The 26412-nt window shown below is 58.0% G+C and carries 22 protein-coding genes and 1 pseudogene; 9 read left to right on the plus strand and 14 right to left on the minus strand.

The features are described 5' to 3' along the window. The 3 genes and pseudogenes from HUJ17_RS10960 to HUJ17_RS10970 all read right to left on the minus strand — a co-directional run. Positions 1-220 (minus strand): annotated as a pseudogene (locus HUJ17_RS10960) (RND transporter); the annotation flags it as partial. Beyond that, complete coding sequence (locus HUJ17_RS10965; protein ID WP_290510724.1) at positions 213-3407, minus strand: multidrug efflux RND transporter permease subunit; 3195 nt, start codon at positions 3405-3407, stop codon at positions 213-215. The gene HUJ17_RS10965 and the pseudogene HUJ17_RS10960, both read right to left, overlap by 8 nt. Before the next feature lie 87 nt (positions 3408-3494). Continuing rightward, positions 3495-4679 carry an efflux RND transporter periplasmic adaptor subunit gene (locus HUJ17_RS10970; protein WP_290510725.1) on the minus strand — a complete coding sequence of 395 codons (1185 nt, stop codon included), beginning with the start codon at positions 4677-4679 and terminating at the stop codon, positions 3495-3497. Positions 4680-5356: 677 nt separating this feature from the next. Here HUJ17_RS10970 and HUJ17_RS10975 point away from each other — a divergent pair. Next, the gene (locus tag HUJ17_RS10975; RefSeq protein ID WP_062815439.1) at positions 5357-6307 is read left to right on the plus strand and encodes an AraC family transcriptional regulator; all 951 of its coding nucleotides are present in this window, start codon (positions 5357-5359) and stop codon (positions 6305-6307) included. 158 nt (positions 6308-6465) lie between these two features. Here HUJ17_RS10975 and HUJ17_RS10980 read toward each other — a convergent pair whose 3' ends face one another. Continuing rightward, positions 6466-7227, minus strand: a complete 762-nt coding sequence (locus HUJ17_RS10980; RefSeq protein ID WP_290510754.1) for an ABC transporter permease — start codon at positions 7225-7227, stop codon at positions 6466-6468. A 2-nt stretch (positions 7228-7229) separates the two neighbouring features. Further along, a complete protein-coding gene (locus HUJ17_RS10985; RefSeq protein ID WP_290510726.1) occupies positions 7230-8195 on the minus strand; it encodes an ABC transporter ATP-binding protein in 966 nt (321 codons plus the stop codon). A 155-nt stretch (positions 8196-8350) separates the two neighbouring features. Between HUJ17_RS10985 and soxR the strand changes: the two genes are divergently transcribed. Continuing rightward, positions 8351-8800: a redox-sensitive transcriptional activator SoxR gene (gene soxR / locus HUJ17_RS10990; RefSeq protein ID WP_290510727.1), complete on the plus strand. Its 450-nt coding sequence runs from the start codon at positions 8351-8353 to the stop codon at positions 8798-8800. A gap of 123 nt (positions 8801-8923) precedes the next feature. Further along, positions 8924-9940 (plus strand): isocitrate dehydrogenase, encoded by a 1017-nt coding sequence (locus tag HUJ17_RS10995; RefSeq protein WP_290510728.1) that lies wholly within the window; start codon positions 8924-8926, stop codon positions 9938-9940. 156 nt (positions 9941-10096) lie between these two features. On the opposite strand, the gene hemH is transcribed toward HUJ17_RS10995, so the two are convergent. The 3 genes from hemH to HUJ17_RS11010 all read right to left on the minus strand — a co-directional run bounded on the left by hemH (position 10097) and on the right by HUJ17_RS11010 (position 12559). Beyond that, a complete protein-coding gene (gene hemH, locus HUJ17_RS11000) occupies positions 10097-11191 on the minus strand; it encodes a ferrochelatase (protein WP_290510729.1) in 1095 nt (364 codons plus the stop codon). A 108-nt stretch (positions 11192-11299) separates the two neighbouring features. After that, entirely contained in the window at positions 11300-11707 is a 408-nt protein-coding gene (locus tag HUJ17_RS11005; protein ID WP_062815434.1) for a thioesterase family protein, read from the minus strand. Between the two features lie 81 nt (positions 11708-11788). Further along, entirely contained in the window at positions 11789-12559 is a 771-nt protein-coding gene (locus tag HUJ17_RS11010) for a hypothetical protein (RefSeq protein ID WP_290510730.1), read from the minus strand. Between the two features lie 130 nt (positions 12560-12689). Between HUJ17_RS11010 and HUJ17_RS11015 the strand changes: the two genes are divergently transcribed. Beyond that, a complete protein-coding gene (locus HUJ17_RS11015) occupies positions 12690-12992 on the plus strand; it encodes a DUF1244 domain-containing protein (protein ID WP_290510731.1) in 303 nt (100 codons plus the stop codon). Positions 12993-13199: 207 nt separating this feature from the next. On the opposite strand, the gene HUJ17_RS11020 is transcribed toward HUJ17_RS11015, so the two are convergent. The 3 genes from HUJ17_RS11020 to HUJ17_RS11030 all read right to left on the minus strand — a co-directional run bounded on the left by HUJ17_RS11020 (position 13200) and on the right by HUJ17_RS11030 (position 17903). Beyond that, a complete protein-coding gene (locus HUJ17_RS11020; protein ID WP_290510732.1) occupies positions 13200-15128 on the minus strand; it encodes a choice-of-anchor I family protein in 1929 nt (642 codons plus the stop codon). A 195-nt stretch (positions 15129-15323) separates the two neighbouring features. Further along, positions 15324-16892: an NAD(P)/FAD-dependent oxidoreductase gene (locus HUJ17_RS11025; RefSeq protein ID WP_290510733.1), complete on the minus strand. Its 1569-nt coding sequence runs from the start codon at positions 16890-16892 to the stop codon at positions 15324-15326. Positions 16893-16970: 78 nt separating this feature from the next. Further along, positions 16971-17903, minus strand: a complete 933-nt coding sequence (locus HUJ17_RS11030; RefSeq protein WP_290510734.1) for a ferritin-like domain-containing protein — start codon at positions 17901-17903, stop codon at positions 16971-16973. A gap of 146 nt (positions 17904-18049) precedes the next feature. Between HUJ17_RS11030 and HUJ17_RS11035 the strand changes: the two genes are divergently transcribed. Then, positions 18050-18661, plus strand: a complete 612-nt coding sequence (locus tag HUJ17_RS11035) for a TetR/AcrR family transcriptional regulator (RefSeq protein WP_290510735.1) — start codon at positions 18050-18052, stop codon at positions 18659-18661. A gap of 302 nt (positions 18662-18963) precedes the next feature. Here the strand turns inward: HUJ17_RS11035 and HUJ17_RS11040 are convergent, their stop codons facing one another. Genes HUJ17_RS11040 through HUJ17_RS11050 form a run of 3 tightly spaced genes read right to left on the minus strand, consistent with a single transcriptional unit; the run spans position 18964 to position 22321 of the window. Further along, entirely contained in the window at positions 18964-20475 is a 1512-nt protein-coding gene (locus HUJ17_RS11040) for an NAD(P)/FAD-dependent oxidoreductase (protein WP_290510736.1), read from the minus strand. A 41-nt stretch (positions 20476-20516) separates the two neighbouring features. Further along, positions 20517-21353, minus strand: a complete 837-nt coding sequence (locus HUJ17_RS11045) for an SDR family NAD(P)-dependent oxidoreductase (RefSeq protein ID WP_290510737.1) — start codon at positions 21351-21353, stop codon at positions 20517-20519. A 38-nt stretch (positions 21354-21391) separates the two neighbouring features. After that, positions 21392-22321 (minus strand): metal-dependent hydrolase, encoded by a 930-nt coding sequence (locus tag HUJ17_RS11050; protein ID WP_290510738.1) that lies wholly within the window; start codon positions 22319-22321, stop codon positions 21392-21394. 493 nt (positions 22322-22814) lie between these two features. Here HUJ17_RS11050 and HUJ17_RS11055 point away from each other — a divergent pair, with 493 nt between their 5' ends. The 4 genes from HUJ17_RS11055 to HUJ17_RS11070 all read left to right on the plus strand — a co-directional run bounded on the left by HUJ17_RS11055 (position 22815) and on the right by HUJ17_RS11070 (position 26405). Continuing rightward, a complete protein-coding gene (locus tag HUJ17_RS11055) occupies positions 22815-23306 on the plus strand; it encodes a DUF4282 domain-containing protein (protein ID WP_290510739.1) in 492 nt (163 codons plus the stop codon). A 103-nt stretch (positions 23307-23409) separates the two neighbouring features. Then, positions 23410-23892, plus strand: coding sequence for a DUF4282 domain-containing protein (locus HUJ17_RS11060; protein ID WP_290510740.1), 483 nt, complete (start codon positions 23410-23412; stop codon positions 23890-23892). Between the two features lie 124 nt (positions 23893-24016). Then, the gene (locus HUJ17_RS11065; protein WP_290510741.1) at positions 24017-24982 is read left to right on the plus strand and encodes a nitronate monooxygenase family protein; all 966 of its coding nucleotides are present in this window, start codon (positions 24017-24019) and stop codon (positions 24980-24982) included. Between the two features lie 217 nt (positions 24983-25199). Continuing rightward, entirely contained in the window at positions 25200-26405 is a 1206-nt protein-coding gene (locus tag HUJ17_RS11070) for a hypothetical protein (protein ID WP_290510742.1), read from the plus strand. Positions 26406-26412 lie beyond the last annotated feature (7 nt).

Raw genomic sequence — 26412 nt, forward strand, 5'->3', positions numbered from 1 at the left:
GCAGGCTGTGGTTGGCGGCCAGGGTCTGGTCGATCAGTTGCCCCAGCAGCGGGTCTTCGAAGCCGGCCCAGAACTGTTGCTCGGCCGGCTGCCGGGATGCCGCCGTCAGCTCGGCTGCATGGAACGCCTCCGGCTCCGGGGTGGGCGGCGCCTGATAGTCCGGGCCCACGGCACAGGCACTCAGCAACAGAGTGACCGCGGCGACAGAAAACTTACGCATGGCTCTCTCCTTCAAGGCGACCATGGGGATCGCCATCCATGGTGGATGCATGCTGGCTCACCGGCGGCTTGCCGCCGGCCAGCTTGCGCAATGCCACATAAAACACCGGCGTCAGGAACAAGCCGAACAGGGTCACCCCGAGCATGCCGAAGAACAGGGCCACACCCAGTGCCTGACGCACTTCCGATCCGGCACCACTACCCAGCACCAGCGGTACCACGGCAGCGGTAAAGGTGATGGACGTCATGATGATGGGCCGCAGCCGCAGGCGGCAGGCTTCCAGCGCCGCGTCCACCACACCCCTGCCCTGCAGCTCCAGCTCGCGGGCAAATTCCACGATCAGGATGGCGTTCTTGCAGGCCAGCGCGATCAACACCACCAGGCCCACCTGCACGAAAATGTTGTTGTCGCCCTGGAAGTACCACACACCGAGCAGCGCCGAGAGCATGCACATGGGCACGATCAGGATCACCGCCAGCGGCAGGGTCCAGCTTTCGTACAGGGCGGCGAGCACCAGGAACACCAGCAGGATCGACAGCGGGAACACCAGCAACGCCGCATTGCCCTGGGTGGCCTGCTGGTAGCTCAGGTCGGTCCATTCGAACGTCATGCCGGCGGGCAACACGTCTTCGGCGATGTTGCTCAGCACGTCCATGGCCTGGGCGGAGGACAGCATGGTGGGGTCCGCCTCACCGGCCAGGTCCGCTGCCGGGTAACCGTTGTAGCGCAGCACCGGGTCCGGACCGAAATCCTCGCTGATGGTGACCATGGAGCCGATGGGCACCATCTCGCCATGGATGTTGCGGGTCTTCAGGTTGGCGATGTCGGCGACGCTGTCACGGAACGGCGCATCCGCCTGGGCGATCACCTGCCAGGTGCGTCCGAAACGGTTGAAGTCGTTCACGTAGGTGGAGCCCAGATAGGTCTGCAGGGTATCGAACAACCCGGTGAGCGGCACGCCCTGGGCCTTGGCCCGTTCGCGATCCACCGCCGCATTCAACTGCGGCACATTGGCCTGGTAGCTGGTGATCGGGAAACCCATGCCCGGTGTCTGGGCGATGGCCCCTTGCATGGCATTCACTGCATTCTGCAGCTCGCCATAGCCCAGGTTGCCCCTGTCCTCGATGAACATCTGGTAGCCATTACCATTGCCCAGACCGAGAATCGGTGGCGGCATAAAGGAGAAGGCAAAACCTTCCTTGAGGCCGGCGATGCGCCCGTTGATTTCTTCATTGATCTGCGCGGCAGTCCGGCTGCGCTGATCAAAGGGCTCCAGCGGGAAGAACACCAGGCCAGTATTGGACGTGTTGGTGAACTGCAAAGCGTTGAGCCCGGGGAAGGCCACCGCGTGGGACACCCCTTCGGTCTCCATGCCAATATCCACCACCCGCTGCAGCAACTGGTCCGTGCGCTCCAGAGACGCGCCTTCCGGCAGTTTTACCCCGGCGATCAGGTACATCTTGTCCTGGGTGGGAATAAAGCCCGGCGGCACCACCTTGAACATCAACCCGGTACCCGCCAGCAACAGCGCATAGATCACGAACACCATGCCACGGTGGCGCAGGGAACGGGCCACACCACTCTGATAGCGCTCCGAGCTGGCGTTGAAGAAGCGATTGAACGGCCGGAACAACCAGCCAAACACGGCATCGATAATTTTGGTCAGGCGATCCTTCGGCGCGCTATGAGGCTTGAGCAACATGGCTGCCAGCGCCGGCGACAGGGTCAACGAATTGATCGTGGAAATCACCGTGGAAATGGCGATGGTCACTGCAAACTGCCGGTAGAACTGCCCGGTAACCCCATCCAGAAATGCCATGGGCACAAACACCGCACACAACACCAGGCCGATAGCCACGATGGGGCCGGACACTTCCTTCATGGCCTGGTGGGCAGCGGCCAGGGGCGTCAGCCCTTCCTCGATATTTCGCTCCACGTTTTCCACCACCACGATGGCATCATCCACCACGATACCGATGGCCAATACCAGACCGAACAGGGTCAGGGTGTTGATGGAATAACCGAGCAGATAGAGCGCGCCAAATGTCCCGACGATGGAAATGGGTACCGCCAGCAAAGGGATAATGGAAGCCCGCCAGGTCTGCAGGAACAGGGTCACCACCAGCACCACCAGCAGCACCGCTTCCAGCAGAGTCTTGATGACTGACTTGATGGAATCACTGACAAAGATGGTGGTGTCATAGACGGTTTCGTATTCCACCCCGGCCGGAAACCGAGTGGCGATTTCGTCCATGGTGCTGACCACCTGCTCGCGAATTTCCAGGGCGTTGGCGCCGGGGGCCTGAAAGATACCAATGGCTACCGCATCCTTGCTGTCCAGTTGCGCGCGCAGAGTGTAATCCCCGGCGCCCAGCTCCAGCCGTGCCACATCGGAGAGGCGTACGATCTCGCCATCGGCACCGCTCTTGATGACGATGTCACCAAACTCTTCCACCGTACGCAGCCGTCCCTGGGCATTGATCAGGGTAAGGAAATCACTGCTTGGCATGGGTTCCGCGCCAAGCTGACCGGCAGATACCTGCACGTTCTGTTCGCGCATGGCCGCCACCACATCAGCGGCAGTCAGACTGCGGGCGGCAATCTTGTCCGGGTCCAGCCAGGCACGCATGGCGTAATCGCCGCCGCCAAACACCTGGGCATCGCCCACACCGCGAATCCGCGCCAGTGCATCGCGCACATGCAGCCGTGCATAGTTGCGCAGGTACAGCGTGTCGTAGCGGCCATCCGGGGAAGTCAGGTGCACCACCATCAGGAAGGTGGGCGACTGCTTCTGGGTGGTGACCCCTTGCCGCCGCACATCCTCGGGCAACCGTGCCAGCGCCTGGCTCACCCGGTTCTGCACCCGCACGGTGGCATCGTCCGCATCAATATCCGGGCGAAAAGTCACCGTCATCTGCAACACACCATCGGAACCGGCCACGGACTTGAGGTACATCATCCCCTCGACGCCGTTGATGGATTCCTCCAGCGGCGTGGCCACGGTTTCGGCAATCACCTTGGGGTTGGCACCGGGGTACACCGTACGCACTACCACCGATGGCGGCACCACTTCCGGGTATTCACTCACCGGCAGGCTGGGCAGCGAGATCAGGCCCACCGCAAAAATGATGATCGACAACACCGCGGCAAAGATCGGTCTGTCGACGAAGAAACGCGAGAAATTCATGGCAAAAGACTCCTGTCAGCCGTGCCGAAGCACAGCCGCGCTTTGTCGTTCCCTTGTGACGCCGGGCGACCGCCCGACGTTGATTAATTACGGCTGGGCCACCGCGATGGCGGACTGCTCGTCGTTGCTGGCACTCATGGCCACCTGATTCGGCTGCACCGGCATTCCATCGCCAAACACTTTCTGGATACCGTTGACGATCACCCGGTCGCCGCTCTCCAGACCCTGGTGAATCACCAGCAGATCCTCCACCGACCGCCCGGGAGTCACCTGCCGGCGCGCCACCTGGTTGTTGTCATCCACCACGTACACAAAGCGACGATCCTGATCGGTCATTACTGCCTTACGGCTGACCAGCAGGGCGCGGTCCAGTTTTGCCACCGGCATTTCCACGCGGGCGAACTGGCCCGGCTTAAAAATGCCAGCCGTGTTGTCCAGTACCGCCCGGTACTGGAGGGTGCCGGTGCCGCTGTTGAGACGGTTGTCGATAAAATCCAGCGTGCCACGGTGCGGATACCCGGCTTCCCCGGACAGGCCGATCCGCACCGTGGCGGACTTCCCCGCGCCAGGCACCTGCTGGCTCTCGAACGCGGATTGTTCATCGGCCTCGAAATAGACATGCATGGGATTCACCGACACCAGCGTGGTCAGCAGGGTCTGGTCCGCATTGGCCAGATTGCCCCGGGTCACCATGGCACGGCCGGTACGGCCATCCACCGGGGCAGTAACGCGGGTGTATTGCAGATCCAGCTCCGCCGTATCCACCGCCGCACGGGCAGCGTTTACCAGCGCTTTGGCACTGAGCAGGGCAGCACTACGCTGGTCATATTCCTCACGGGAGATGGCGCGACTTTCCAGCAGGGTTTTCGCCCTGCCCGCTTCGCTCTTTGCCAGTTCCAACTGGCTTCTGGCCTGCTCCAGCTCTGCGCGAGCCGCCTGCAAACGTGCCCGGTAAGGACGCGGATCGATCTGGAACAACAGATCTCCGGCCTTCACCGGCTCCCCTTCCTCAAACGCCACCTGGTCGATATAGCCACTGACCCGCGGCCGCAGCTCCACGGTTTGCGGCGCCACCACACGGCCGGTAAAGGATTCCCACAGGGTCACCGGCTCGGCAATCACCTGGGCCACATCCACTTCCGGCGGCGGCATCTGTTGCCCGGCTTCACTACGGGCATCGCAACCGGCAACAAACACGGCCGCCATTAACGCCACCAACAGCCCCCAGTAGACACCCGCTCCACTGGCACTTTCTCCACTCAAACTTTCCATTTCCGCAACTCCTGTTATCACCACCCAGCTCTGCCTGGTTATCGAATACCCACGACAACATTCGACAGCGCACAAAAAAAACCGGGATGACTGGTTCTCTCGTGAAGCCAATCACCCCCCAACAGATCAGCAACTCTATTTCCTCAAGCTAAGTTGAGGTCAATGCAGATTCGACTCGCCCTTTTACTATCTTCCTCATAGTCGCTGTCTCTGACCGAACGCCAGACGGAACAGCAAACGACCACCAACAGATCGGCCAGTCAGAGAAGACAAGATACGGAGAGGCGCCAATTCGGCGGTAGCGGGTTACTGCGTGAAGATTGCCTGATTCTGTTAGCAAGGCGAAAAGTGATAAACCCGGCAAGGGCGATCCGGCAATATGAAGGCCACCTTTCATTGTAATTTCAGGCAAGTGACAACAATGCAGGAAGAGCTGGACGACCAGGCTGCATTCTCAAATAACCTTACTCAAAGGCCATTACCCCGAGCATACCGTATTGACCTGCCAGGCTTTTGGACAAGCCGGACCCAGCATCCCGGCTTGTCATATCCCGCAAGGCAGCCATGACGTATTGCCGGTTTCTGCGCAGTGATTGCCTGATCCTGCAGAAAGTGACTCAATGGGCACACGGGCTGGCAGCGCTCTGCGTATACTGCCGGCAACAGGAGGACAGGCCATGACCGTGACAACCCCGGAGTTACCCCGCAATCTCAGCGCCGGACCCCAGCAGCAACTGGCTGATATCGTCGGTCGCTGGGCCGATGGCAGCGGCATGCGCCAAACCGCTATCGAAGGTGTGGACTTGTATCGCTCTGATGGGCTGACGGCCTGCGGTTCCACCGTCTATGAACCCTCACTGATTTTTATTCTGCAGGGCACCAAGACCATTCAGCTCGGCGACCGGGAAATTGTCTACGGCCCCATGAGCTACCTGGCCAGTTCCGTGCATTTGCCGGTGCAGGGGCAGATCGTCGATGCCTGCAAGGATCGCCCTTATCTCGCTGCCAAGATCACCGTGGATCCGCAGGAGGTAACGGACCTGGTGCTGGAACTGGGTGACAAGGTAGCCAGTTTCGACCCGGACAGTCCTTGCCCGGAAATCAGTTGCGGCCTGTGCATGTCCTACATGGACGAACGCATGCAGGGCGCCCTGTACCGACTGCTTAGCCTGCTGGATTCCCCCGAAGATATTCAGGTGCTGGCACCGCTGGCACGGCGGGAAATCATCTACCGGGCACTGATCGGCGAGATGGGCCCGCGCATGCGCAAGTTCGTGGCTGCGGACTCCCAGGCCAACCGGATTTCCCGGGTGATCTCCACCCTGCGTGGCCGCTACACCGAACCATTGCGAGTGAAGGAGCTGGCAGAAGAAGCCAACATGAGCGAGTCCACCCTGTTCCACAGCTTCAAGCAGGTCACTCGCATGTCGCCACTGCAGTTCCAGAAAAAACTGCGCCTCTACGAAGCCCGCCGTCTGATGCTCACCGAGGGACTGGAAGCGGCCACCGCCAGCTACCGGGTAGGCTACGAAAGCCCCTCCCACTTCAGCCGCGAATACAGCCGCATGTTTGGCGCGCCGCCGAAGGCGGATGTGTTGAAGTTGCGGGGAGAGCAGATAAGCGCTTAACTGCAATTGATAGTTGAAAATGGATAATTGATAACTCGCGAAGCTCTTTCGTCATAGATTCAAATGATAGAGGCCGCGCCCATTGGTTGGGCGCGGCCTCTTACGTTGAATACAAGAAAACGTTTATCGCGAAGTTATCAATTATCCATTCTCAATTATCAACTCTTCAATCGATATCCTGTCCGGAAAATCCACCACACCAGCGCGATACAGATCGCCAGGAAGAACAGGGTCATGCCGATGCTGATGCCGATGTGTACGTCGGCGCTGCCGAAGAAGCTGTAACGGAAACCACTGATCAGGTAGACCACCGGGTTGAACAGGGTCACTGTTTGCCAGAATGTTGGCAGCATGTCGATGGAATAGAAGCTGCCGCCCAGGAAGGTCAGCGGGGTAATGATCATCAGGGGAATGATCTGCAATTTCTCGAAGGTATCCGCCCAGATGCCGATAATGAACCCGAACAGGCTGAAGGTAATCGCGGTAAGCAGCAGGAAGCCGAACATCATGAAGGGATGCTGAACCTCATAGTCCACAAAGAATCGCGCCGTGATCAATATCAAAACGCCCAGTATCGATGACTTGGTCGCGGCTGCTCCCACATAACCGATGACGATCTCCACATAGGAGACCGGCGCTGACAGCACCTCATAGATCGTGCCCGAAAACGTGGGCATGTAGATACCGAACGAGGCATTGGAAATGCTCTGTGTCATCAGGGTAAGCATGATCAGGCCGGGAATAATAAACGCCCCGTAACTGACGCCGCCAATTTCCACCATGCGCGAACCAATGGCGGAGCCGAACACCACAAAGTACAGGGACGTGGAGATCACCGGTGAGGCCACGCTCTGCATCAGGGTGCGCCAGGTACGCGCCATTTCGAACTTGTAGATGGCGCGAATGGAATAAATATTCAGTTTCATCGGGCCTCTCCGGCTGGGGTGGCGTTTTCCGTGGCGGGCTGGCCGTTGTGGACCAGGTCCACAAAGATATCTTCCAGGGAACTCTGTCGGGAATGCAGATCCTTGAACTCGATGCCCGCCGCATTCAATGCCCGCAGCAGCTCGGCAATGCCGGTGCTTTCCTGGTTGGCATCATAGGTATAAATCAGCCCATAGCCGTCGTCCGACAAGGCCAGCGCATCGCTGCCCAGACCGGCTGGCAGACTTTCCAGGGGTTCGGCCAAATGTACGGTGAGTTGCTTGCGACCCAGCTTCTGCATCAGACGGGCCTTGTCATCCACCAGGATAATTTCTCCCTGGCGGATAATACCCACCCGGTCTGCCATCTCCTCGGCTTCCTCGATGTAATGGGTAGTCAGGATAATCGTCACGCCCTGTTCGCGGAGCTGGCGCACCATCTCCCACATTTCCCGGCGCAACTCCACATCCACCCCGGCAGTAGGCTCATCCAGAAACAGGATCTTGGGTTCGTGGGACAGTGCCTTGGCAATCATCACCCGCCGCTTCATGCCGCCGGACAGCATCATGATCTTGTTGTCCCGCTTGTCCCACAGGGACAGCACCTTCAGAACCTTCTCGATATGGGCATCGTTACGGGGTTTGCCAAACAGGCCCCGGCTGAAGCTCACCGTATCCCAGACCGTCTCGAAGGCATCGGTTGACAGTTCCTGGGGCACCAACCCGATGGCGGAGCGTGCTTCACGGTAATCGCGCACAATGTCGTAGCCGTCCGCCAGCACGGTGCCACTGGAAGGATTGACGATGCCACAGATGATGCTGATCAGGGTGGTCTTGCCGGCACCGTTGGGGCCCAGAAGAGCAAAGATCTCTCCGGCGTGAATATCCAGATTGATGTTCTTCAGGGCCTGAAAGCCGCCCTGATAGATCTTGTTCAGGTCTTTCACGGAAATGACAGCACTCACCACTTTCTCCTTTGTTGGACCTGTGAGCAGGCTGTTGAAAAGCCCGCCTCATTATGCCCGAAATAAATGTCTCTCGCTGGCGCTCACGAGCAGAATTTGACAGCATAAGACCTGAAGTTTGGTTAAGGTCAAAGCACGCATTGAAGGAATTCACCATGACCCTCACCTGTGCAGACGATATCCACAAGGCACTCACCGTGGGCGAGGTCGCCGAACGCAGCGGCGTGGCTGTTTCCGCCCTGCATTTCTATGAAAAAAAGGGCCTTATTCAGAGCTCACGCAGTGCCGGCAATCAGCGCCGCTATCATCGCGATGTGCTGCGCCGGGTGGCGGTGATCAAGGTTGCGCAGCGTATCGGTATACCGCTGGCGGAGATTGCCGAGGCCCTGGCCGAGCTGCCCGATGGCCGCAGTCCCACTGCCCGCGACTGGAAACGCATGTCCGCCAAATGGCGCGGGCATCTGGACGAGCGCATCAATGATCTGACCATGCTGCGTGACCAGCTCAATGAGTGTATCGGCTGCGGCTGCCTGTCCATCAAGGCCTGCCGGCTGCGCAATCCCTTTGACTCCCTGTCCGAGGAAGGTCCAGGGCCGCATTTCTAGAGGCTTTTCGCGCTTTCAAAGCCGCTGCCGCCTGCCCTTCCGACCTTGGTCGGCATTCATTTTGCCATCTGCAGCGGGCACAATGAGATTCCTGCAACACCCTTTCCGCAATCAGGAGGCAGCATGAACAAGAACACCGTAACCGTTATTCCCGGCGACGGAATCGGCCCGGACATCGTGGATGCCACGGTACGGGTACTGAAAGCTCTGGATTGCGGACTCGAATTCGAATACGCCATTGCCGGCCAGGCAGCACTGGACAAGGGACTGGATCTGGTACCCGAAGAGACCCTGGCGGTGCTCCGGCGCAATCGCCTGGCCCTTAAGGGGCCCATCACCACGCCTGTGGGTGGTGGCTTCACCTCAGTAAACGTAACCCTGCGCAAGACCTTCGACCTGTTCGCCAACGTGCGCCCGGCCCTGTCCATTCCCGGGGTGAAGTCCCGCTATGACAACGTGGACATCATGACCGTACGGGAGAATATCGAAGGCATTTATTCCGGACTGGGCCAGACCGTCAGCGAGGATGGCGAAACCGCCGAACTGCGCAGCCGCATCACCCGCACCGAGTCCGAACGCCTGCTGCGCTTTGCCTACGAAACGGCGGTGAAACAGGGTCGCAAGAAGGTCACGGTGGTGCACAAGGCCAATATCATGAAGTCCACCTCGGGCCTGTTTCTCGATGTGGCCCGCAAGGTGCGCGAGGACTACCCGCAGCTGGAGCACGAGGAAATGATCGTGGACGCCTGCGCCATGCAGCTGGCCATGAATCCCCATCGCTTCGATGTGATCGTTACCACCAACCTGTTCGGCGATATCCTTTCAGACCTGTGTGCCGGCCTGATCGGCGGCCTGGGCGTGGCCCCCGGCGCCAACATCGGCGAGCATGGAGGCCTGTTCGAAGCAGTCCACGGCAGCGCCCCGGACATCGCCGGCCAGGGCATCGCCAACCCCACCGCCATCATGCTGGCCGGGGCCCTGATGCTCGACTACATCGAGCTGCATGACAAGGCCAAACAATTACGTCGCACCGTGCGTCAGGTAGTCGGCGAAGGCGAAATCGTCACCCCGGATCTGGGCGGCCGCGCCAGCACCAGTGAGTTTACTGATGAGCTGGTTCGCAGGCTGGAGAAGAATTGACAGTGGACAGTTGAAAGTTGACAGCTACGCGGAACAGCCATACATGTTCTGCAACGAAAGAGGCCGCGCCCAGACCATGGACGCGGCCTCTTTCGTTTTAGGCTGGCAGAACTTTGATCGCGCAGCTGTCAACTTTCAACTGTCCACTGTCAATTATCAACTATCTTCCGCGCCTTGTTGGCGGGCCCGTTGTTGGCGTTCGTTCAGGCCGACCGCATCATTTTCCGGCAGCTCCCAGCCCTGAAGATTCTCTTCAATCAGCTGGACCAGCGCATCAATATGGCCGGGCTCTGCATTCAGTGCCGGGATGTAGGCAAACGACTCACCGCCAGCCTCCTCGAAGTACCCCCGGTTTTCCACGTCGATTTCTTCCAGCGTTTCCAGGCAGTCAGAGGAAAAGCCGGGGCAGAACACCTGCACGGATTTCACACCCTGCTCTGGCAGCGCCATCAGGGTGTGGTCGGTGTAGGGCTTCAGCCATTCCTCACGGCCAAAGCGGGACTGGAAGGTAGTGAGCCAGTCGTCGTCGCCCAGGCCCAGCCGCTCCGCCAGCAGCCGCGAGGTCTTGTGGCATTCACAGAAGTAGGGGTCGCCATTAAGCAGGTATTTTTTCGGCACACCGTGGTAGCTGAAGATCAGCTTGTCCGCCGTACCGTGTTCGGCACGAAACGCCTCGATGTGGTTGGCCATGGCCTCGATGTAGGGCGGGTAATCCGGGTAGTGGCTGATAAAGCGCAGATCAGGCAACCAGCGCCGTTGCATGAAGTCCTTGGCAATGGCGTCAAAGGTGGAAGCATTGGTGGACGCGGAATACTGCGGGTACAAGGGCAGCACCACCAGCTTGCGCACCCCCGCCTCTTCCATGGCCTGCAACTGGCTGGTGATGGAAGGATTCCCGTAACGCATGGCAAAGCGGACGTCGATGTCGTCACCGAATTTGTTCTGCAACCGCTCGCGGATGCCAGCACACTGGGCTTGGGTGTGCACCATCAGCGGCGAGCCCGCCTCCGTCCAGACGCTTTTGTAAGCATGGGCAGAACGGGGCGGGCGGATCACCAGAATCACCAGGTGGAGAATGAAGAACCAGATCAAGCGGGGGACTTCCACCACCCGCGGATCGGAGAGGAATTCACGCAGATAGCGGCGCAGGGCGCCGGTCTCCGGCGCATCCGGGGTCCCCAGGTTGGTGATCAGCACCCCCAGCCTCTGCGCCTGGCGGTGATCAAAGTTCTGTTGTCCCTGATAAGCCATCCGTTCCTCGCTGCCATTACGTTAAGCGATCAGTATGGCCGATAGTGTAGCGTGGCAACGTCAAGGTAACAGGCGCGCCATGCCTATCGGTCTGATCAAAGTCGGAAATTAGAGGGTTTCCGCCAGAGGCCCCTGATGCTCGGCGAGGACCTGGCGAAACGCCTCGGGGATTGGCGCCGAGGCCTGCTTGTCATGCTCGAAGTAGACCTGCACCGCCTTGCCACGGGCCACCAGCTTGCCGTTCTGCCAGGCCTGCTGGGCCACCACGAAGGAGCTGTTGCCGATTTTCTCGATGCCGGTGCGTAACAGTACATCGCTGCCGTAATAAATCTGGCCGACAAAATCCACTTCCACCCGGGCCAGAATCAAGGGCAGGGACGCCGGGTCACTGCCACCCCCGAACAATTGAAACAGGGGCGTCCGCCCGGTTTCGAACCAGCCGGTGACCACAGTGTTGTTCACATGACCAAAGGCATCGGTTTCGTAAAAGCGGGGCGTGACAGTGAGCTCAAACATGGCGGTTATCTCATCAGGACTGCGGGGGCGTCATGATACCCGAGACGCCCCCGGCCCTGAATATTGACTCTCAGGCTTGAGTCATTCACCACGCAGGCTGGCCAGGGCGTTTTTGCGACGCTCAACCTCTTCGCCAAGGCTGTCGCGGGCCGCCTCCTGCTCTTCCACCCGCTCAATCAGGGCCTCCACCTCCTGGCTGGCCTTCTCCATGGGCTCACCAAGTCCACCGACGGCTTCGGCGTTTTCTTCCAGCACTGCCAATTCAGCGCGCGCCGCCATCAATTGCACCTGTATCTGGCGCAGGGTGTGATCTGCCTCGGCCATGGCGGACAGGCTGTCATCCAGTTTGCCCTGCAGCTCCTCTTCCAGATCGGCAAATTCATCACTGTCTTCAGCAATGACCTGCCAACCCTCGAAGCGTTGTTCGAAGTGTTCCGCTACCATGCCGCGGGGCAAGGCCTGCTCATCCAGGGTGGTCACCACGTTCTCTTGATCATTGCCACGAATGATCTGCACTGAGGCCGTCAACTCTCGCTCCTCACCTTCCGCCAGTGCCGTACGAGTCACCACACGCTTGCCGATGTCATCCACATAACGAACCTCACGCAGTGGCTTCTCCAGGGTCAGCACTGCCTCCACTTTGTAGGTCGTAATTTCTTCCGGGCCGGTGCTGTCCTGGCGCTGATCCTGGATATCCAGATCGTCTACCTGCCAATAGCCCAGGTCGCGAGTCTGCAAGGCCTGATTGATGGCTGCCGCCAGACGCTTTTCTTCACTGTTCATACCGCAGCTGACCAACCATGCCGCCGCCAAAAACAGACCGATAACCGCTACGCCTCGTTTCAATGACATCGCCCTTCCTCCTTGCGCGTTTCAATATGGGAATCCCAATCTGCCCTATAGTATGCACGGTAAGAGCCCGGCGTCGACGCCCGCCATTTGCAGCCCGTATCATGATTGCATCCATTTGCAGGAGAAGCCCATGACCATACTGGATACCGCAACACGCACTGAACTGGAAGCAGCCGCCTTTCGCCGCTTGCTGCAGCATCTTGACGAACACAAGGAAGTGCAAAATATTGACTTGATGATCCTGGCCGACTTCTGCCGTAACTGTCTGTCCAAATGGCTGGTCACCGCTGCCGAGGAACGCGAGCTGCCGCTGGATTACGAGGCTGCCCGGGAATGGGTATATGGCATGCCCTATGCCGAATGGAAAGACAAATACCAGCAACCGGCCACGCCGGAGCAGCTGGCAGCGTTTGAAGCGAAGAAGACGGGGTAAAAGCGGCAAGTTTCAGGCTGAAACACGAGCAGGGCTGTGCTATTTGACCTCAACCCTGCCCGCGCTTTCAGTGTTGTTTATCCCGTTACCGCGCGAAGTCGTGCCTTTCCCGGTTATCACAGAAATCTCTTCGCGTTGTAGCTTGCAGCTTGTTACTTGAAGCTTTTAACGGCGGCCCACAGGCCGCCTCGATATGGCTAACGAAAATTACTCCTCGTCAAATAGCGTTTCCACCTGGTAGACAGCGGTGGTCCCACTGACTTCGTTACCCACCACCAGCAATGGCATGCCGTTGGGTGAATCAGCGGCGGCGATGAACACCAGCCCTTCCGGCCCCAAGTCTCCCACCACGGCACCCACATCGCTCTCTGCCAGCAGGCCATCATCGATCAGATCTTCGATATCCGCGCCATCACCACCGCCACCCCAGAAGTTGCGGCTGTTCAGGTAATCCAGTCGCTGAGGCTGCTGCGGATCAGTAATGTCATACACCAGGATGCCACCCATGCGCTCCAGGGCCAGGAACAGGAAGGTCTTGTCGCCAATCGCACCAATGGTCAACCCTTCCGGCTCCGGGCCTTTGGCATCACTGCGACTATCCATGGCATTGATTTCATCATGGCCACTGTTGAAGTAATCCTGGCAAGCAATGCTGCGGTTGGTCCCCAGCCGGCATTCGTCGCTGGCCAGGAACTGCTCGATTTGATCACCGCTGTCGAATACCAGATTGCCGTTTTCATCCCGAATGGAGAAGGAGCGCCCCCCATAGCTGTACAGGGTGTCATACATGATGCGGTCACCGGCCGGATCCACCTGCCCCGCGTCGTTGTATATCAGCGGCGCGCCGGTGGCATCGGTCTTGTAGCCCATCGTCCAGGTAATATTGAGACGCCCCAGCACATCGTCTTCGCGGCAACCACCGGGATCACCGGCGGTGGCACCGCAGTAATCGAACACTGTGGGGTCCAGCAGTGCACCGGCAGCCAGCTCACGCAGCTGCGGGGGCAGATCGTCACCGCAACGGCGATCAAAGCCACTGGCATGCACCAGATGCTTGACGCGGAATTCTTCCACAAAACCCTGGCTGGCATCGCCAACACAACCCTCGCCTTCACTACCCCAGTAGGCATCGTTGTCCTCCCCCCAGGCCCGGGCATCGCCTTCATTGGCGGTAACCAGATAGGTGCTGCCACCGGCGCTGTAGGCCTGAATGGCGTCAGGCAGGTACAGGCCAACTACCCCTTCCCAGGTCTGGATGTTGATCTCTTCATCGTCATCACTGGCATCAATGCCGAAACCTTCCACGCTACGATCGATTTCTCCCAGCGGCAGGATATCGGTAACGGTAGCCGTCTCGATATTGACCTTGGCCAGGGCATTATTTTCCTGCAGAGTCACCCAGGCGGTTTTCCCATCGGCGGACACGGCAATGTATTCCGGCTCCAGATCCATGGACACATCCGCGCCCGGCCCATAGATGCGCACACCCATGCTGCTTAGTGTATCGACATCAAAGGCGCTGAAATCCGCCGTACTGACCTGAGGGTCTCGCGGATTGCTGATATCGATAATGCTGATGGAACCCGGCGGATCAATCTGGTAATCGTCACTGGGCTCACCCTCGTTAGCAGTGAGCACCTTGCTGCTATCCGGGGTAAAGATAATCATGTCCGGCTGGGCACCGACTTCGACGCTACCCAGCAGGCTCAGATCTTCTGCCCGATACAGAGCGGCAAAACCGTTGGCGGTTTTCGGGTCGGCTTCAATGGCGATAGCCACCAGTCCATTCTTTACAGCCACGCTGTTTACTTGTGCCCCAGGCGCCACTTCCCCAACACTCAGTGAACCGATTTTCTCGGGGTGCTGCGGATCACTGAAATCCAGCACATCCAGTACGCCCTGTTCAGCATTGACCACAAACAGGCGCTGGCTTGCACTGTCAAACGCGGGAATTTCCGCCGCAGAGGCGTCAAAGCTGCCGGATTCGTAGCGGCTCAGAAAAGACAGACGCAGGCCATCCGGCGTTTTCACTTGCTCGCCACCAGCAGCAGGATTGTCATCGCTGCTGTCACCGCCACAGGCGGTCAAGGCAGCAGCCAGCAGTACGCCGGCCCCCAGGCTATACAAGGATGTCATTGTGAACTCCCCAACGGTTCGTGTTATTAAATGATCCTTGGGGTTATAGCCGCACGGGATGAAGCCACTGCGTCAAAAGCGTGATGCTTTTGTGGCAACATCGGGAAGATACGCCAGAACATGATCGCCGCCGCAAAAAAAACGCGGCACTGTTTGACCAGGGCCGCGTTCACCGGAAGAAACCAGACCAAGGGGTCAGACGGTTTCGTAATCACGCTCTTCAAATTCTGCCATCTGAGCCGCGTACTGGGTGGCGAAACCCGGGTACATGGTGGCATTGAAACCATCTTCGGTCAGATACCAGCTTTTGCAGCCGGAATTCCAGTTAGTCCGGGCCAGGCGCTTTTGTATTGCCTTGTTGTGCCGGCGCTGCACGCCCTCTTTCACGTCCAGCATTTTCAGATCATCCTTGAGAATCTTTTCGATGCCTTTCACCGCATAGTCGAGCTGGGATTCCATATACACCAGCGCCGAATTATGGCCAGGCCCCGAGTTGGGACCAAACGTCATGAACAAGTTCGGATACCCCGACACATTGATGCTCTTGTAAGCCTGGGCTCCGCCCTGCCATTCGTCCCCGAGCACCCGGCCGCCACGGCCCTTCACCGGAAACGGCGTACCGGAGTGACTCACATCGAAACCGGTGGCAAAGACAATGCAATCCACCTGATGCTCAATGCCTTCCACAGTCCGCACACCCTTTTCGCTGATACGGGCAATGGGCCAGGTAATCAGTTTGGCATTGTCTTTCTGCAAAGCCGGGTAGTAATCGTTGGAGACCAGCACCCGCTTGCAACCGATGGTGAAATCCGGCGTCAGCTGGCGACGCAACCAGCGGTCTTTCACCTGGCGGCGAAGGTGCAGGCGCGCCACTCGCTCGGCGATGCGGGTCAGCGGTGAATTCCAGATCACCGCCAGCGCCATGCTTTCATGGGTCCAGTAGAGCAGATTGCGCATGGCCTGCTGGCTGGCCGGCAACTTGCGGAACAGGGCCTTGTTCCAGGCCGGGGTGGCGAAATCCGGGCGCGGCAAAACCCAGCCAGGAGTGCGCTGGAAAACCTTTACATGGCCGGCGGTTTTCACCAGTTCGGGAATGATCTGAATACCACTTGCACCGGTACCGATCACCGCCACACGCTTACCTCTGAAATCATAATCATGATCCCAGCGCGCACTGTGGATCTTGTGACCCTGGAAATCGTCGATGCCGGTAATGGCCGGGAAACTGCAGTTGGATAAAGGCCCCTGAGCCATGATGGCGGCGCGGCCGGCAAAGGTTTCTTTTTTGTCCGTGGTCGCCGTCCACACGCCGCTCTTTTCGTCGAAGCTCAGATCCGCCACGTTCTTCTCGAAGCGAATGTGCTTTTCCAGATCGAACTCGGCCACCAGGTGATGGATGTAGCCGAGAATTTCCTCACTGCCGGAAAAACTCCGCGACCAGTCCGGATTCGGTGCAAACGAATAGGAGTACAGGTTGGACGGGATATCACAGGCCGCCCCCGGATACTGATTGTCACGCCAGGTGCCACCCACGGCACTGGCTCGCTCCAGAATCACGAAATCATCAATACCGGCCTGCTTCAGGCGAATCGCCATGCCCAGACCCGCGAAGCCGGCACCGACAATCAGCACCGACACAGGTTTTACGGGTTGAGTGTTGCGGGCGGGTTTTCGCTTTGCTGCGGCCTTTTTCGCTGCAGTGGCACGCTTGCGGGTGGCGGCCTTGCGCGGCGCCGGTTTTTTCTTGGCGGTGGATTCAGTCATAACGTTCCAGCTCTTACGAAATCGAGAGACATCGCAATGGGCCAAAACGACCCATGGCAATGAAATGACAAAGCGGGATCAGTGCGTAGCCGTGGGCTGCCAGGTCAGCTCTTTGACCCAGGAGGGAACTGCAGGCAGTGCCCGACGCGGCACCATATTGGTCAGCTTCACCAGCCCATCTACGGGTACGTGATACGCCCTCTGGCTGCGGTTGGTCACGAAACGGCCATGGTATTTGATGATCTGGAACCAGGGGTTGCGACGGCCGTCCTCGGTACGGCCACCGATGCGCTCAAACTTCTTCATGGCCTTGTAGAGTTTTTCTTCCGGCAAGCCCATGGCGATTACGTTGTCGCGCATCTTGTTCAGCAGAGGCGCATAGGACGCGATACCCAGGATCAGACGAGGATCCATCAACGGTGCCAGCATTTTGGTGGCGCCAATGAAGGTTTTTCCGCGGCCCTGCATTTCCATCACGGTAAAGCCCACGCCCAGGTGGCGGGATTCATCGTCGTTGATTCGTTCGAATGCCTGGTGGCAAACCGGATCTTTGACGGTATCCAGCAGGAAGGTACAGAGGGCACCGTCCAGGGCAATTTCCAGCATGGGAACCACGGTACCCAGCACATACAGCGGCATTTCATCGGCAAAGCGGTCCAACCACTCGATAACAATACGCAGGTTGATATTGGGCTCGGGAATCTCGTCACCGTCCAGCATGCCCCAGCGCTTCATCAACGCCATTTCCGCATTGGCGTGGCGCTGCTCTTCCGCGTGAAAGTAGGTATAAATCTGTCGCAGGGTATCGTCCGGGGCCTTCTTCGCCAGAGCCGCGAAGGCGCGAGCCCCCACGTGCTCGATCCACATCAAGTCGGCCATGAACTCTTTCAGCTTGGGCCACTGCTCGTCCGTGATCAGATCCGCACCAGGAGCGTCCCAATCGATGTCCGACAGGGCCCACTGGGTGCTTTTGATTTTGGTCAGCATTTTGTCCAGATCAATGGAAGCCATGATGCACTCCTTACGGATTATTGTGCGAGTTGTGGCGAAAGGCCCAAGGGCCTGGCGCTCCGTTACGGTGACAAAATTATTTACTGTCACATTGGTTGATGTAACAATAAAGCGAATGCTCGTTCGGATTCAACTCGGATAACCTGATGGCACGCAAACCCAAGCAACAACGCTCCAAAGCCACCGTGGACGCCATTGTCCAGGCCGCCCTGATATCCATTGCCAGCCACGGCCCCAGTGCTATCACGGCCAGGCAGATCGCGGAAAAAGCCGGCATTGGCGTGGGTTCGCTGTATGAATATTTTGAGGACAAGGACGCCATCATTGATGCGGCGAGCAAACGCTTTGTCAGTGACACCGTGGATCTGATCAAACCGTTGATCCCGGAACTGGTGCGTCTGGACATCCGTGAGGCCATCGAGAAATTGTTGTTCAGCTTTCGGGACTTCCTGGAAGAGAACAACCAGCTCTATCTTCGCTGTGCCCGCCACGCTTTCAGCATGGACATGGTGATCTACCAATCTCCCATCAACAGTGCACTCATGGAGCTGTTCACCCAGTACCTGATGCACCACCCGCAGCTGCTGAAACTGCCCAACATTCCCACCGTGGCCTATTTCTATATCAATGGCGGCATTTTCACCGTGGTCAGGCATCTGTCAGAGGACAACCCGATACAAAGCTTCGAGGAGCTGACAACCGTGTTCGGGGATATCCTGGCCAGCTATGTGGAGAAGAAGGTGGAATTGGCCGACTGACAGCCCTGTCGTAGGAGCCCCTCTCGAGGGGCGAAGCGGGAAAAAGGTGGAACGCTGGTCAGGTAGCAATCCTTTCAGGAAAGACCTGTAGAGCTCGGAAATTCCTGATCGCCCTGGGGACGATTTCCGCGCAAGCGCGGTTCGCCCCTCGAGAGGTATTATTCGCTTCGCTCACCCTTCGGGCCGCACGGAACTACGCGCGTTACTCCGCTGCGCTACGTTCCTACAGCGGCTTCGTGGAAATTCCAAAGTCTTGGGAAATTTCCACCCTTTCCCTATCCAACGAGCGTAGCTCGCAACCGTCAGGCGGCTTTCTTTTTCTCCGCGCTTTGATAGGCCACTTCGTAGTCACTGACCTTGAAACGGCTCAGGCGTTTCTTCAGCTCCTTCAGCGACCAGGGCCAGGCAGCAAAATTGCGGCCGTTCTGGTCCAGGTAGTAGCTCTTGCAGCCACCGCTGTTGAACACCGTGGTTTTCAGGTGTTTCTGAACCTTGTCATTATGGGCCTTCAGCACCTGAGGCTTGATGGCAAAGCGGGTAATACCCTTCTGCTTCACCTTCTTCAAACCGTCGATAATGTAGTCCAGCTGGGCTTCGGCCAGGCCAATAAAGGAATCGTACACCAGCACATTAGGGCCCAGTACCAGGAAGGCATTCGGCACGTCCTTCATGGTAGCGCCCAGATAGGCTTCCGGAGAGCTGTCCTTCCACAGGTCGGAGAGGCGATCACCGTTGGCATCAATCACCTTGCGACCAATGGGCGGGTGAGATACCTCGAAGCCAGTCCCCCAGATGATCACGTCCACTTCGTGACGCTCACCATTGGCGGCAATCACGGTATTGCCTTCCACTTCCACCAGGCCATGGGGAATCAGGTTGGCGTTGTCTGCCTGCAGGGCCGGGTAATAGTTGTTGGCAAACAGGATACGCTTGCAGCCCAGCGTAAAGTCCGGGGTCACCGCTTTGCGCAGCGCCTTGTCTTTCACCTGCACGCGCAACAACTGCTTGGCTGCCGTGCTCACCGGCTTCAGGGCTGCCGGGTTACGCAGCCCGAAGTTGATCACATTCAGGGAGGTGGCAACTGCCTTGCGCCAGCTTTTCTGGATGATAGGCAGCTTGTCGATCAGCTGCTTGCTGGTGTCCCCCAGATCCATGTCCGGCTTGGGCAACACCCAGGGCGCGGTACGCTGGAACACGTGCAGTTCTTTGACCTTGGGCTGGATCTGCGGCACAAACTGGATGGCCGAAGCGCCGGTACCGATCACCGCCACACGCTTGCCAGTCAGATCATAGTCATGGTTCCACTGTGCAGAGTGGAACATCTCGCCCTTGAAGCTATCCAGCCCCGGCAACGACGGAATCTGTGCTTCGGTGATAGGCCCGGTGGCAAAGACCACCGTACGCGCCAGGGTTTGACCTTTGTTGGTATCCAGCACCCACAGGTGGCGGCTTTCGTCCCATTCGGCATGTTCCAGTTCGGTGCCGAATTCGATCAGCTCATTAATGCCGAAGTCTTCGCTAACCTCTTCCAGGTAACTGAGAATTTCCGGTTGGCGAGCAAACAGATGGCTCCACTTGCTACTCAACGCAAAGGAAAAAGAGTACAGGGAAGAAGGCACATCACAGCCACAGCCTGGGTAGGTATTTTCCCGCCATGTGCCGCCGACGCGGGTGGCTTTCTCGATGATCTTGAAATCGTGATAGCCTTCTTTTTTCATCTTGATCGCAGCACACAGACCGGAAATGCCGGCGCCGACGATAAAGGTGTCGTAAATTTTAGCCGCAGAGGCGTTGCGTTTTTTTGCTGCTGCCATGGGAAAAACCTCTGTTTTCATTCAGGAGAACCGCTGAGGGCTCACTTAACGAACCGGTAGGAAAAACCGAGCAGGTTCGCATACAAATTGGGAGTGGCGCGCTTCATCATCCAGAACAGCTTGGCGTCCACCTGGGGCGTGGTGTACAGCTCACCCTTGTCGAGACGGTTCAGGGTCAGCTTGGCCACGGAATCACTGGTGGTCATGGCGTAGTTCATCAACGCATGATCAGCCAGTTTGGAGTAACGCGCGGGAATGCGGCCATCCTTGATGATGTTGGTGGGCACCAGGGTCGGACACAGCACGTTGACGTTGATATTGTCGCGCTTGAGCTCCGCGTACAGGGTTTCGGACAACGCCCGCACCCCGGCCTTGGTCACGTTATAGGCACTCATCTCCGGCGCAGCCGTATATGACGCGGCAGACGCCACATTGATGATGGCGCCACGCCCCTGCTTCTTGAACCCGGGCACAAAGTAGTGACAACCGTGCACCACACCCCACAGGTTCACGTCCATGGCCCATTTCCAGTCTTCCAGGCTCAGCTCTTCGAACTTTCCGCCAATGCCAACACCAGCATTATTGACCAAAAGAGTGACCGGATTACCCAGCAACTTCTCGGACTTGGCCGCCAGTTGCTTGACCTGACCTGCCTTGCCAACATCGCAGGCCACCGCATAGGCCTTGCCGCCGGCCTTTTCGATCAGCGCCACGGTTTCCTCTGCACTTTCCAGTTTCAGGTCAGCGCAGACCACTGCAGTGTTTCGTTTGGCCAGCTCAAGGGCAAAACTGCGACCAATGCCACTGCCGGCACCGGTGACCACCGCGTAGCCGTTACAGCTCGGCTTGCTGGAGCGAAACTTGAGAATATTCAGCATTACCTTCTACCTATACAGGTTGAGTATTCAGTGTTCGCTCAGGCACGCTTGGCCGGCACGAATTCCTTGGTCAGATACGGCGCCAACAGGCCGGTTTTCGGATTCAGCAGCTTTTCCTTGTAATACTCCAGGTAAGCACTGGTATCGTGATCGCTGGGATGAAAATCCCGGCGGGTGTAATCCAGAATATGCTTGATGGTGCTGCCGAAGACACCCTCTTCAGGACCGGCCAGCACCGCCAGGCTACGCTTCACATCTCTCCAGTAACTGGGGCTCAGCAAGTTACGTGGTTTGCGCATCACCGGAATCAACGACGCCGCCACCGGAATCAGGAAAGCGATGGTGAATGCCGCCAGGGCAAAACCACGCATACGCAGGGCATAGTCACCGGACAATTCCTGGAACACGTCGTAGGCCACATCCTTATGCTCAGACTCTTCCAGCATGTGCCACATCCACAGGGCGCGCTGCTTCTCGTCCAGGGATTCATAGAAGATGTCTTCGTGCTTCATCATGTATTCCGCCAGCACCGCAGTGAAATGTTCAATGCCCGCCATCAATGACAACTGCATGCGGTTGGACAGTTTCTTGAAGCCGTGCTCGAACACCTTGTCGGCAAGGAAGCGATACAGGCCAACGGGGTAACGGTGCTGGGCCAGCACATCGTTGAACTCATTGTGCATCTTGGAATGGATGGCTTCCTGACCAATCAGGGCGGTTACCAGACGCTTGAGCTCCGGATCTTTCACAAACTGACGGTGGTAGCGAGCCGTATCGATGACCAGATCTTCGCCAAAGGTCAGAAAGATGGAGAGGGCTTCAAAATAGGCAGACGCCAGCTCAGTGTTGCGGAAGAAGGTGTCGTCCAGCTCCTTGGCATCGAACTGAAAATCCATGTGGCGAATCGGCATCTCAGGCCGTTCCTTGGCGGTTTTCGGCACGTATGAGTGAATCGTTGCAGTCGTCATTAGGTCACCTGTCCAATGGGGCAAAGCCGATAATGTTTCGCGCCATGGAAGTCAGTTGGGCGCGCACTACTGTTACATTGACGGGTGACACAATAAAGCGAATGCTTGTTCGGATTCAATTCGGTTCAACATGGCTTATTCAGCCCGGCCTCCACAGCTCAGGATGCCGATAGAACGCCGCCTCGGCATGCCAAAAACAAACGCCAGAAAAACATTAAGCATTTGAAATAAAAGGAAATATTAATTTTCGCTTTGCTTGAAAGGTCTGACCCCCTGCTTCAATGTCATAGTCACTTTTCTGCACCATGGGCAGCCCGGTTAGTGTCAATCACCAAAAACGAACGCTGCGTTCGGATTTTGTCAGCTTCATAGGGCACTATTTGCCTAGCGTTACCCCCCATCGCCTGCCGCAAGGACTCAGCGAGCATATAACAGAGCATTACAATCTATGGGTAGGAAAAGCCTGGGCTCCCGGCAACAATGAAGTAAATCAATGGCCATCGGGGTGCCCATGCTCAACAAGGAAAAACTGAATCAATCAAAAGTCCTGCAGCTGGTGGACTGGCAGTTCAATCGCTACCTGTCCATGCAGCTGCTGCCGTTGCTCTACCTGCTGATGATTATCGGCGCGGTATTGCTGGTGGGCTTTTTTGTGGCCGCCAGTTTTTCCAGTTCGTTATGGCTGGGGCTGGCCACCGCCACCCTGTCGCCGCTGATCCTGCTGGTGATGGTTGCCATCGTCCGGGCCGCGCTGGAGTACCTGGTGATGGCACATCGCACAATGAGCATCGTGGAAAGCATGCGCACCTTGCCCGAGCGCGTGGAAAGCCTGGATAACAAAGTGGATGCGCTCAACGATCATGTCATTGATCTTCATGAAATGCTGATGCAACTGCGTCCACTGCTGCGTTCTGCAGGCCTGCCCGGACGTTTTATCGAATCACTGCGCAAGGGGGACAGCAAGGAAAACGGCGGCGACAAGTAAACACCGTAATCACCACACCGCCCGAGGGGGCGGCGCTGCGGTGATTGTGCCAAGAATCTGCGGTTCTAGACTGAATTCCATCACAACAATAGGGGAATTCACCATGGAACCTGACCAGCGCTTACAACGACCACCGTCTCTCGTTCCCAACCTGGCGGATTGGCGTTTTGAGCACTACCTGACCATGCGCTTGCTGCCACTCTTCTACATTCTACTGGTAGGAGGGGCGGCGGTGGCCGTGTTTGGCATCGCTGCCGCCTGTTTCTGGATATCCACAACTGTCGGATTAATCGCCTCTGCGATAGCCCCGCTGCTACTGCTGGTGATAGTGGCGGTAGTGCGTGCCGCGCTGGAATACCTGATCATGGCTCACCGAATCATGCGAATTATTGAACGCATGGACGCCTTGCCCGATCAGGTCAGGGGGCTATCTCACCGGGTAGACGGCATCACCCGACAGGTGGATAGCCTGACAGGTAATGTCCAGGACATTCACCAGGACCTGATGCACGTGCGGCCCTTGCTGCGCTCGGCAGGATTTCCATCTCGCCTACTGGCTTTTCTGAAAGCCCCCACGATTCGCTAGGCAGCGTCTGAATCAGCATCAACGTCGCATCCAACCATCGCAATTGCCGGCTTTTTCAGGTGTAATTTCTTCCTTGCGGGCGCCAGCCATGGTGCCCACACCCTGTTTCTCGCAAGGAGTCACCATGTCGTTACCTGCGTCCCTGCAAGACCGGCTGCGCCTGCCCGCCGTCGCGTCTCCCATGTTTATTGTCTCCAACCCGGATCTGGTGATCGCCCAGTGCAAGGCCGGCATCGTCGGCTCGTTTCCGGCACTGAACGCTCGGCCGGCGGAAGAGCTGGAAGTATGGCTGAAGCGGATCACCGAAGAGCTGGACGCCTGGAACCAGGCCAACCCGGACCAACCGGCAGCTCCCTTCGCGGTCAACCAGATCGTGCACAAGTCCAACAATCGGCTGGAACACGATCTGGAAATGTGCGTGAAGTACAAAGTGCCCATCGTGATCACCTCCCTGGGCGCCCGGGTAGATGTGAACGAGGCAATTCACAGCTATGGCGGCCTGGTCTTCCACGACATCATCAATAATTTCTTCGCCAAAAAAGCCATCGAGAAAGGGGCGGATGGCTTGATCGCCGTGGCCGCCGGCGCCGGCGGCCACGCGGGCACTCAATCCCCCTTTGCACTGGTGCAGGAAATCCGCGAATGGTTCGACGGCCCGGTGCTGCTATCCGGCTCCATCGCCAAAGGTGATTCCATTCTCGCCGCCCAGGCCATGGGGGCGGACCTGGCCTACATCGGCTCTGCCTTTATTGCCACCGATGAAGCCAACGCAGACCAGCGCTACAAGCAATCCATCGTCGATAGCAGCGCCAGCGACATCATCTATTCCAACCTTTTCACCGGCGTCCACGGCAACTACCTGCGCAGCTCCATTGAAGACGCCGGGCTGGATCCGGATGACCTGCCGGAAAGCGACCCGTCCAAAATGGATTTCGGCGATGGTAGCTCCAAGGCCTGGAAAGATATCTGGGGCAGCGGTCAAGGCATCGGCGCCATCAAAAAAGTCGGCCCGGCCAGCGATCTGATCGACCGGCTCAAACAGGAATACAGCAGCGCTCGTCAGCGGATGGAACAACTACCCTGGAAATAAAAGCTGCAAGCCTAAAGCTACAACGCGCCAGAAATTGGTATTGAACGAAAACGCAGGAGGCCGCGCTCAAGCTCTGAGCGCGGCCTCCTGCGTTTACTGCCAGCCACCACACCGCGCTGTAGCCTGTAGTTAGGCTTTTGGGCTTTCAGCTTTCAACTGCTTCTCCCCACCAACCGCGTTACCATGAGGTTATCTCCTGAGGATAAGGAGAAGTCTGGTGCGCTTGCTTGTTTCCTTTCTGCTCGCCGGCCTGATAACAGACGGCGAAGCGCAAAACTGGCACGGCCCCCACCCTTGGCGAGCGAATGCGGTGGTGGATGGACGCGCTCGTGACTACAACAACGAGTACTTTCTCCACGCCTTCAGCTATCGCCACCTGATTGATCAGCCCTCGCCCATTGAAGAAGGCATTCGCGGCACCGCCGGGAGCCTTACCAGCGACCGCCTTTACATGGACTTTCGCTACCAACAGAGCTTTGCCTTCGACGATCCGGATCAGGCCTTCACCCTGGATATCCAGCGCACCGAGGACTTTGACGGCAGCTACGACCGCCAGCTGGTGGGCTTTCGCCAGACTCTGGCACAACGCTGGCAATTGTCCCTGCAGGGAGATGTGTTCAGTGATAAATCCCTCACCGATATCTATTTCGGCGCCCGGCGGTTACACAGCGAAGGAAGCTGGCTGCAACTGAGCCTGGTGCTGCCCAATGCCTACTTCAACGACAAGACCGACAGCCAGAGCGAACTGATTGACGAACCCCGCACCCTTTTCGCCCAGTGGCATCAGCAACACACTCCCTGGGCCAGCACCACCCTGTCTGTAAACCACACACCGGATGCCACCCTGGATGACCGCACCCAGGGTGACCGGGTATCCAGCCGGCAAACCCGGGTTGCTCTGCGTTACCGCGTGCAAAAGGGTAACTGGCAGTTGCAGACAGACCTTAACGGCGAGCACACCCGCCGCCAGCACCAGCTGGATGAACGCCCCGCACCACAAGCCTTTCGCCGCGACATGGCATCGCTGACCCTGGCCGTGCGCTACTGGCCCCATCGCTGGCAACCGCAAGTCGGTGCCCGCTATTTCTGGCTGGACGAAGACGGCTGGTTCGGGCGCGAACCGAATGGCAACGGCGAAGTCAGCCGACAGGAACCCATGCTGTTCGGCGGCATGTCACTGTCACTAAGCGATACTCAACGACTGGCACCCACCGTCTATCTCAGCCGCCCGCGCGTGGAGCAGACTGTAAACAGCCCACGATGGCGGGACCGGGATGATCATGGTTTCGTGGGCAAACTGAGCGTGCCCTGGCACATCACGGTATCAAAACAGAACGGCGCAGTACTGAGCATCGTACCGTCCATGCGCTTGCACCGGTTTGCGTTTGGCGGGGGAAATGTGCAGTTGCACTGGCCTCTCTGAGTTGCAA

This window comes from Alcanivorax sp. (genome assembly GCF_014762765.1).
In the GTDB taxonomy this organism is placed as follows: Bacteria; Pseudomonadota; Gammaproteobacteria; order Pseudomonadales; family Alcanivoracaceae; genus Alcanivorax.

Coding starts and splice junctions, on each gene's coding strand:
- HUJ17_RS10965 (WP_290510724.1), bottom strand. CDS start 3,407: ATGAATTTCTCGCGTTTCTTCGTCGACAGACCGATCTTTGCCGCGGTG.
- HUJ17_RS10970 (WP_290510725.1), bottom strand. CDS start 4,679: ATGGAAAGTTTGAGTGGAGAAAGTGCCAGTGGAGCGGGTGTCTACTGG.
- HUJ17_RS10975 (WP_062815439.1), top strand. CDS start 5,357: ATGACCGTGACAACCCCGGAGTTACCCCGCAATCTCAGCGCCGGACCC.
- soxR (WP_290510727.1), top strand. CDS start 8,351: ATGACCCTCACCTGTGCAGACGATATCCACAAGGCACTCACCGTGGGC.
- HUJ17_RS10995 (WP_290510728.1), top strand. CDS start 8,924: ATGAACAAGAACACCGTAACCGTTATTCCCGGCGACGGAATCGGCCCG.
- hemH (WP_290510729.1), bottom strand. CDS start 11,191: ATGGCTTATCAGGGACAACAGAACTTTGATCACCGCCAGGCGCAGAGG.
- HUJ17_RS11005 (WP_062815434.1), bottom strand. CDS start 11,707: ATGTTTGAGCTCACTGTCACGCCCCGCTTTTACGAAACCGATGCCTTT.
- HUJ17_RS11010 (WP_290510730.1), bottom strand. CDS start 12,559: ATGTCATTGAAACGAGGCGTAGCGGTTATCGGTCTGTTTTTGGCGGCG.
- HUJ17_RS11015 (WP_290510731.1), top strand. CDS start 12,690: ATGACCATACTGGATACCGCAACACGCACTGAACTGGAAGCAGCCGCC.
- HUJ17_RS11020 (WP_290510732.1), bottom strand. CDS start 15,128: ATGACATCCTTGTATAGCCTGGGGGCCGGCGTACTGCTGGCTGCTGCC.
- HUJ17_RS11025 (WP_290510733.1), bottom strand. CDS start 16,892: ATGACTGAATCCACCGCCAAGAAAAAACCGGCGCCGCGCAAGGCCGCC.
- HUJ17_RS11030 (WP_290510734.1), bottom strand. CDS start 17,903: ATGGCTTCCATTGATCTGGACAAAATGCTGACCAAAATCAAAAGCACC.
- HUJ17_RS11035 (WP_290510735.1), top strand. CDS start 18,050: ATGGCACGCAAACCCAAGCAACAACGCTCCAAAGCCACCGTGGACGCC.
- HUJ17_RS11040 (WP_290510736.1), bottom strand. CDS start 20,475: ATGGCAGCAGCAAAAAAACGCAACGCCTCTGCGGCTAAAATTTACGAC.
- HUJ17_RS11045 (WP_290510737.1), bottom strand. CDS start 21,353: ATGCTGAATATTCTCAAGTTTCGCTCCAGCAAGCCGAGCTGTAACGGC.
- HUJ17_RS11050 (WP_290510738.1), bottom strand. CDS start 22,321: ATGACGACTGCAACGATTCACTCATACGTGCCGAAAACCGCCAAGGAA.
- HUJ17_RS11055 (WP_290510739.1), top strand. CDS start 22,815: ATGGCCATCGGGGTGCCCATGCTCAACAAGGAAAAACTGAATCAATCA.
- HUJ17_RS11060 (WP_290510740.1), top strand. CDS start 23,410: ATGGAACCTGACCAGCGCTTACAACGACCACCGTCTCTCGTTCCCAAC.
- HUJ17_RS11065 (WP_290510741.1), top strand. CDS start 24,017: ATGTCGTTACCTGCGTCCCTGCAAGACCGGCTGCGCCTGCCCGCCGTC.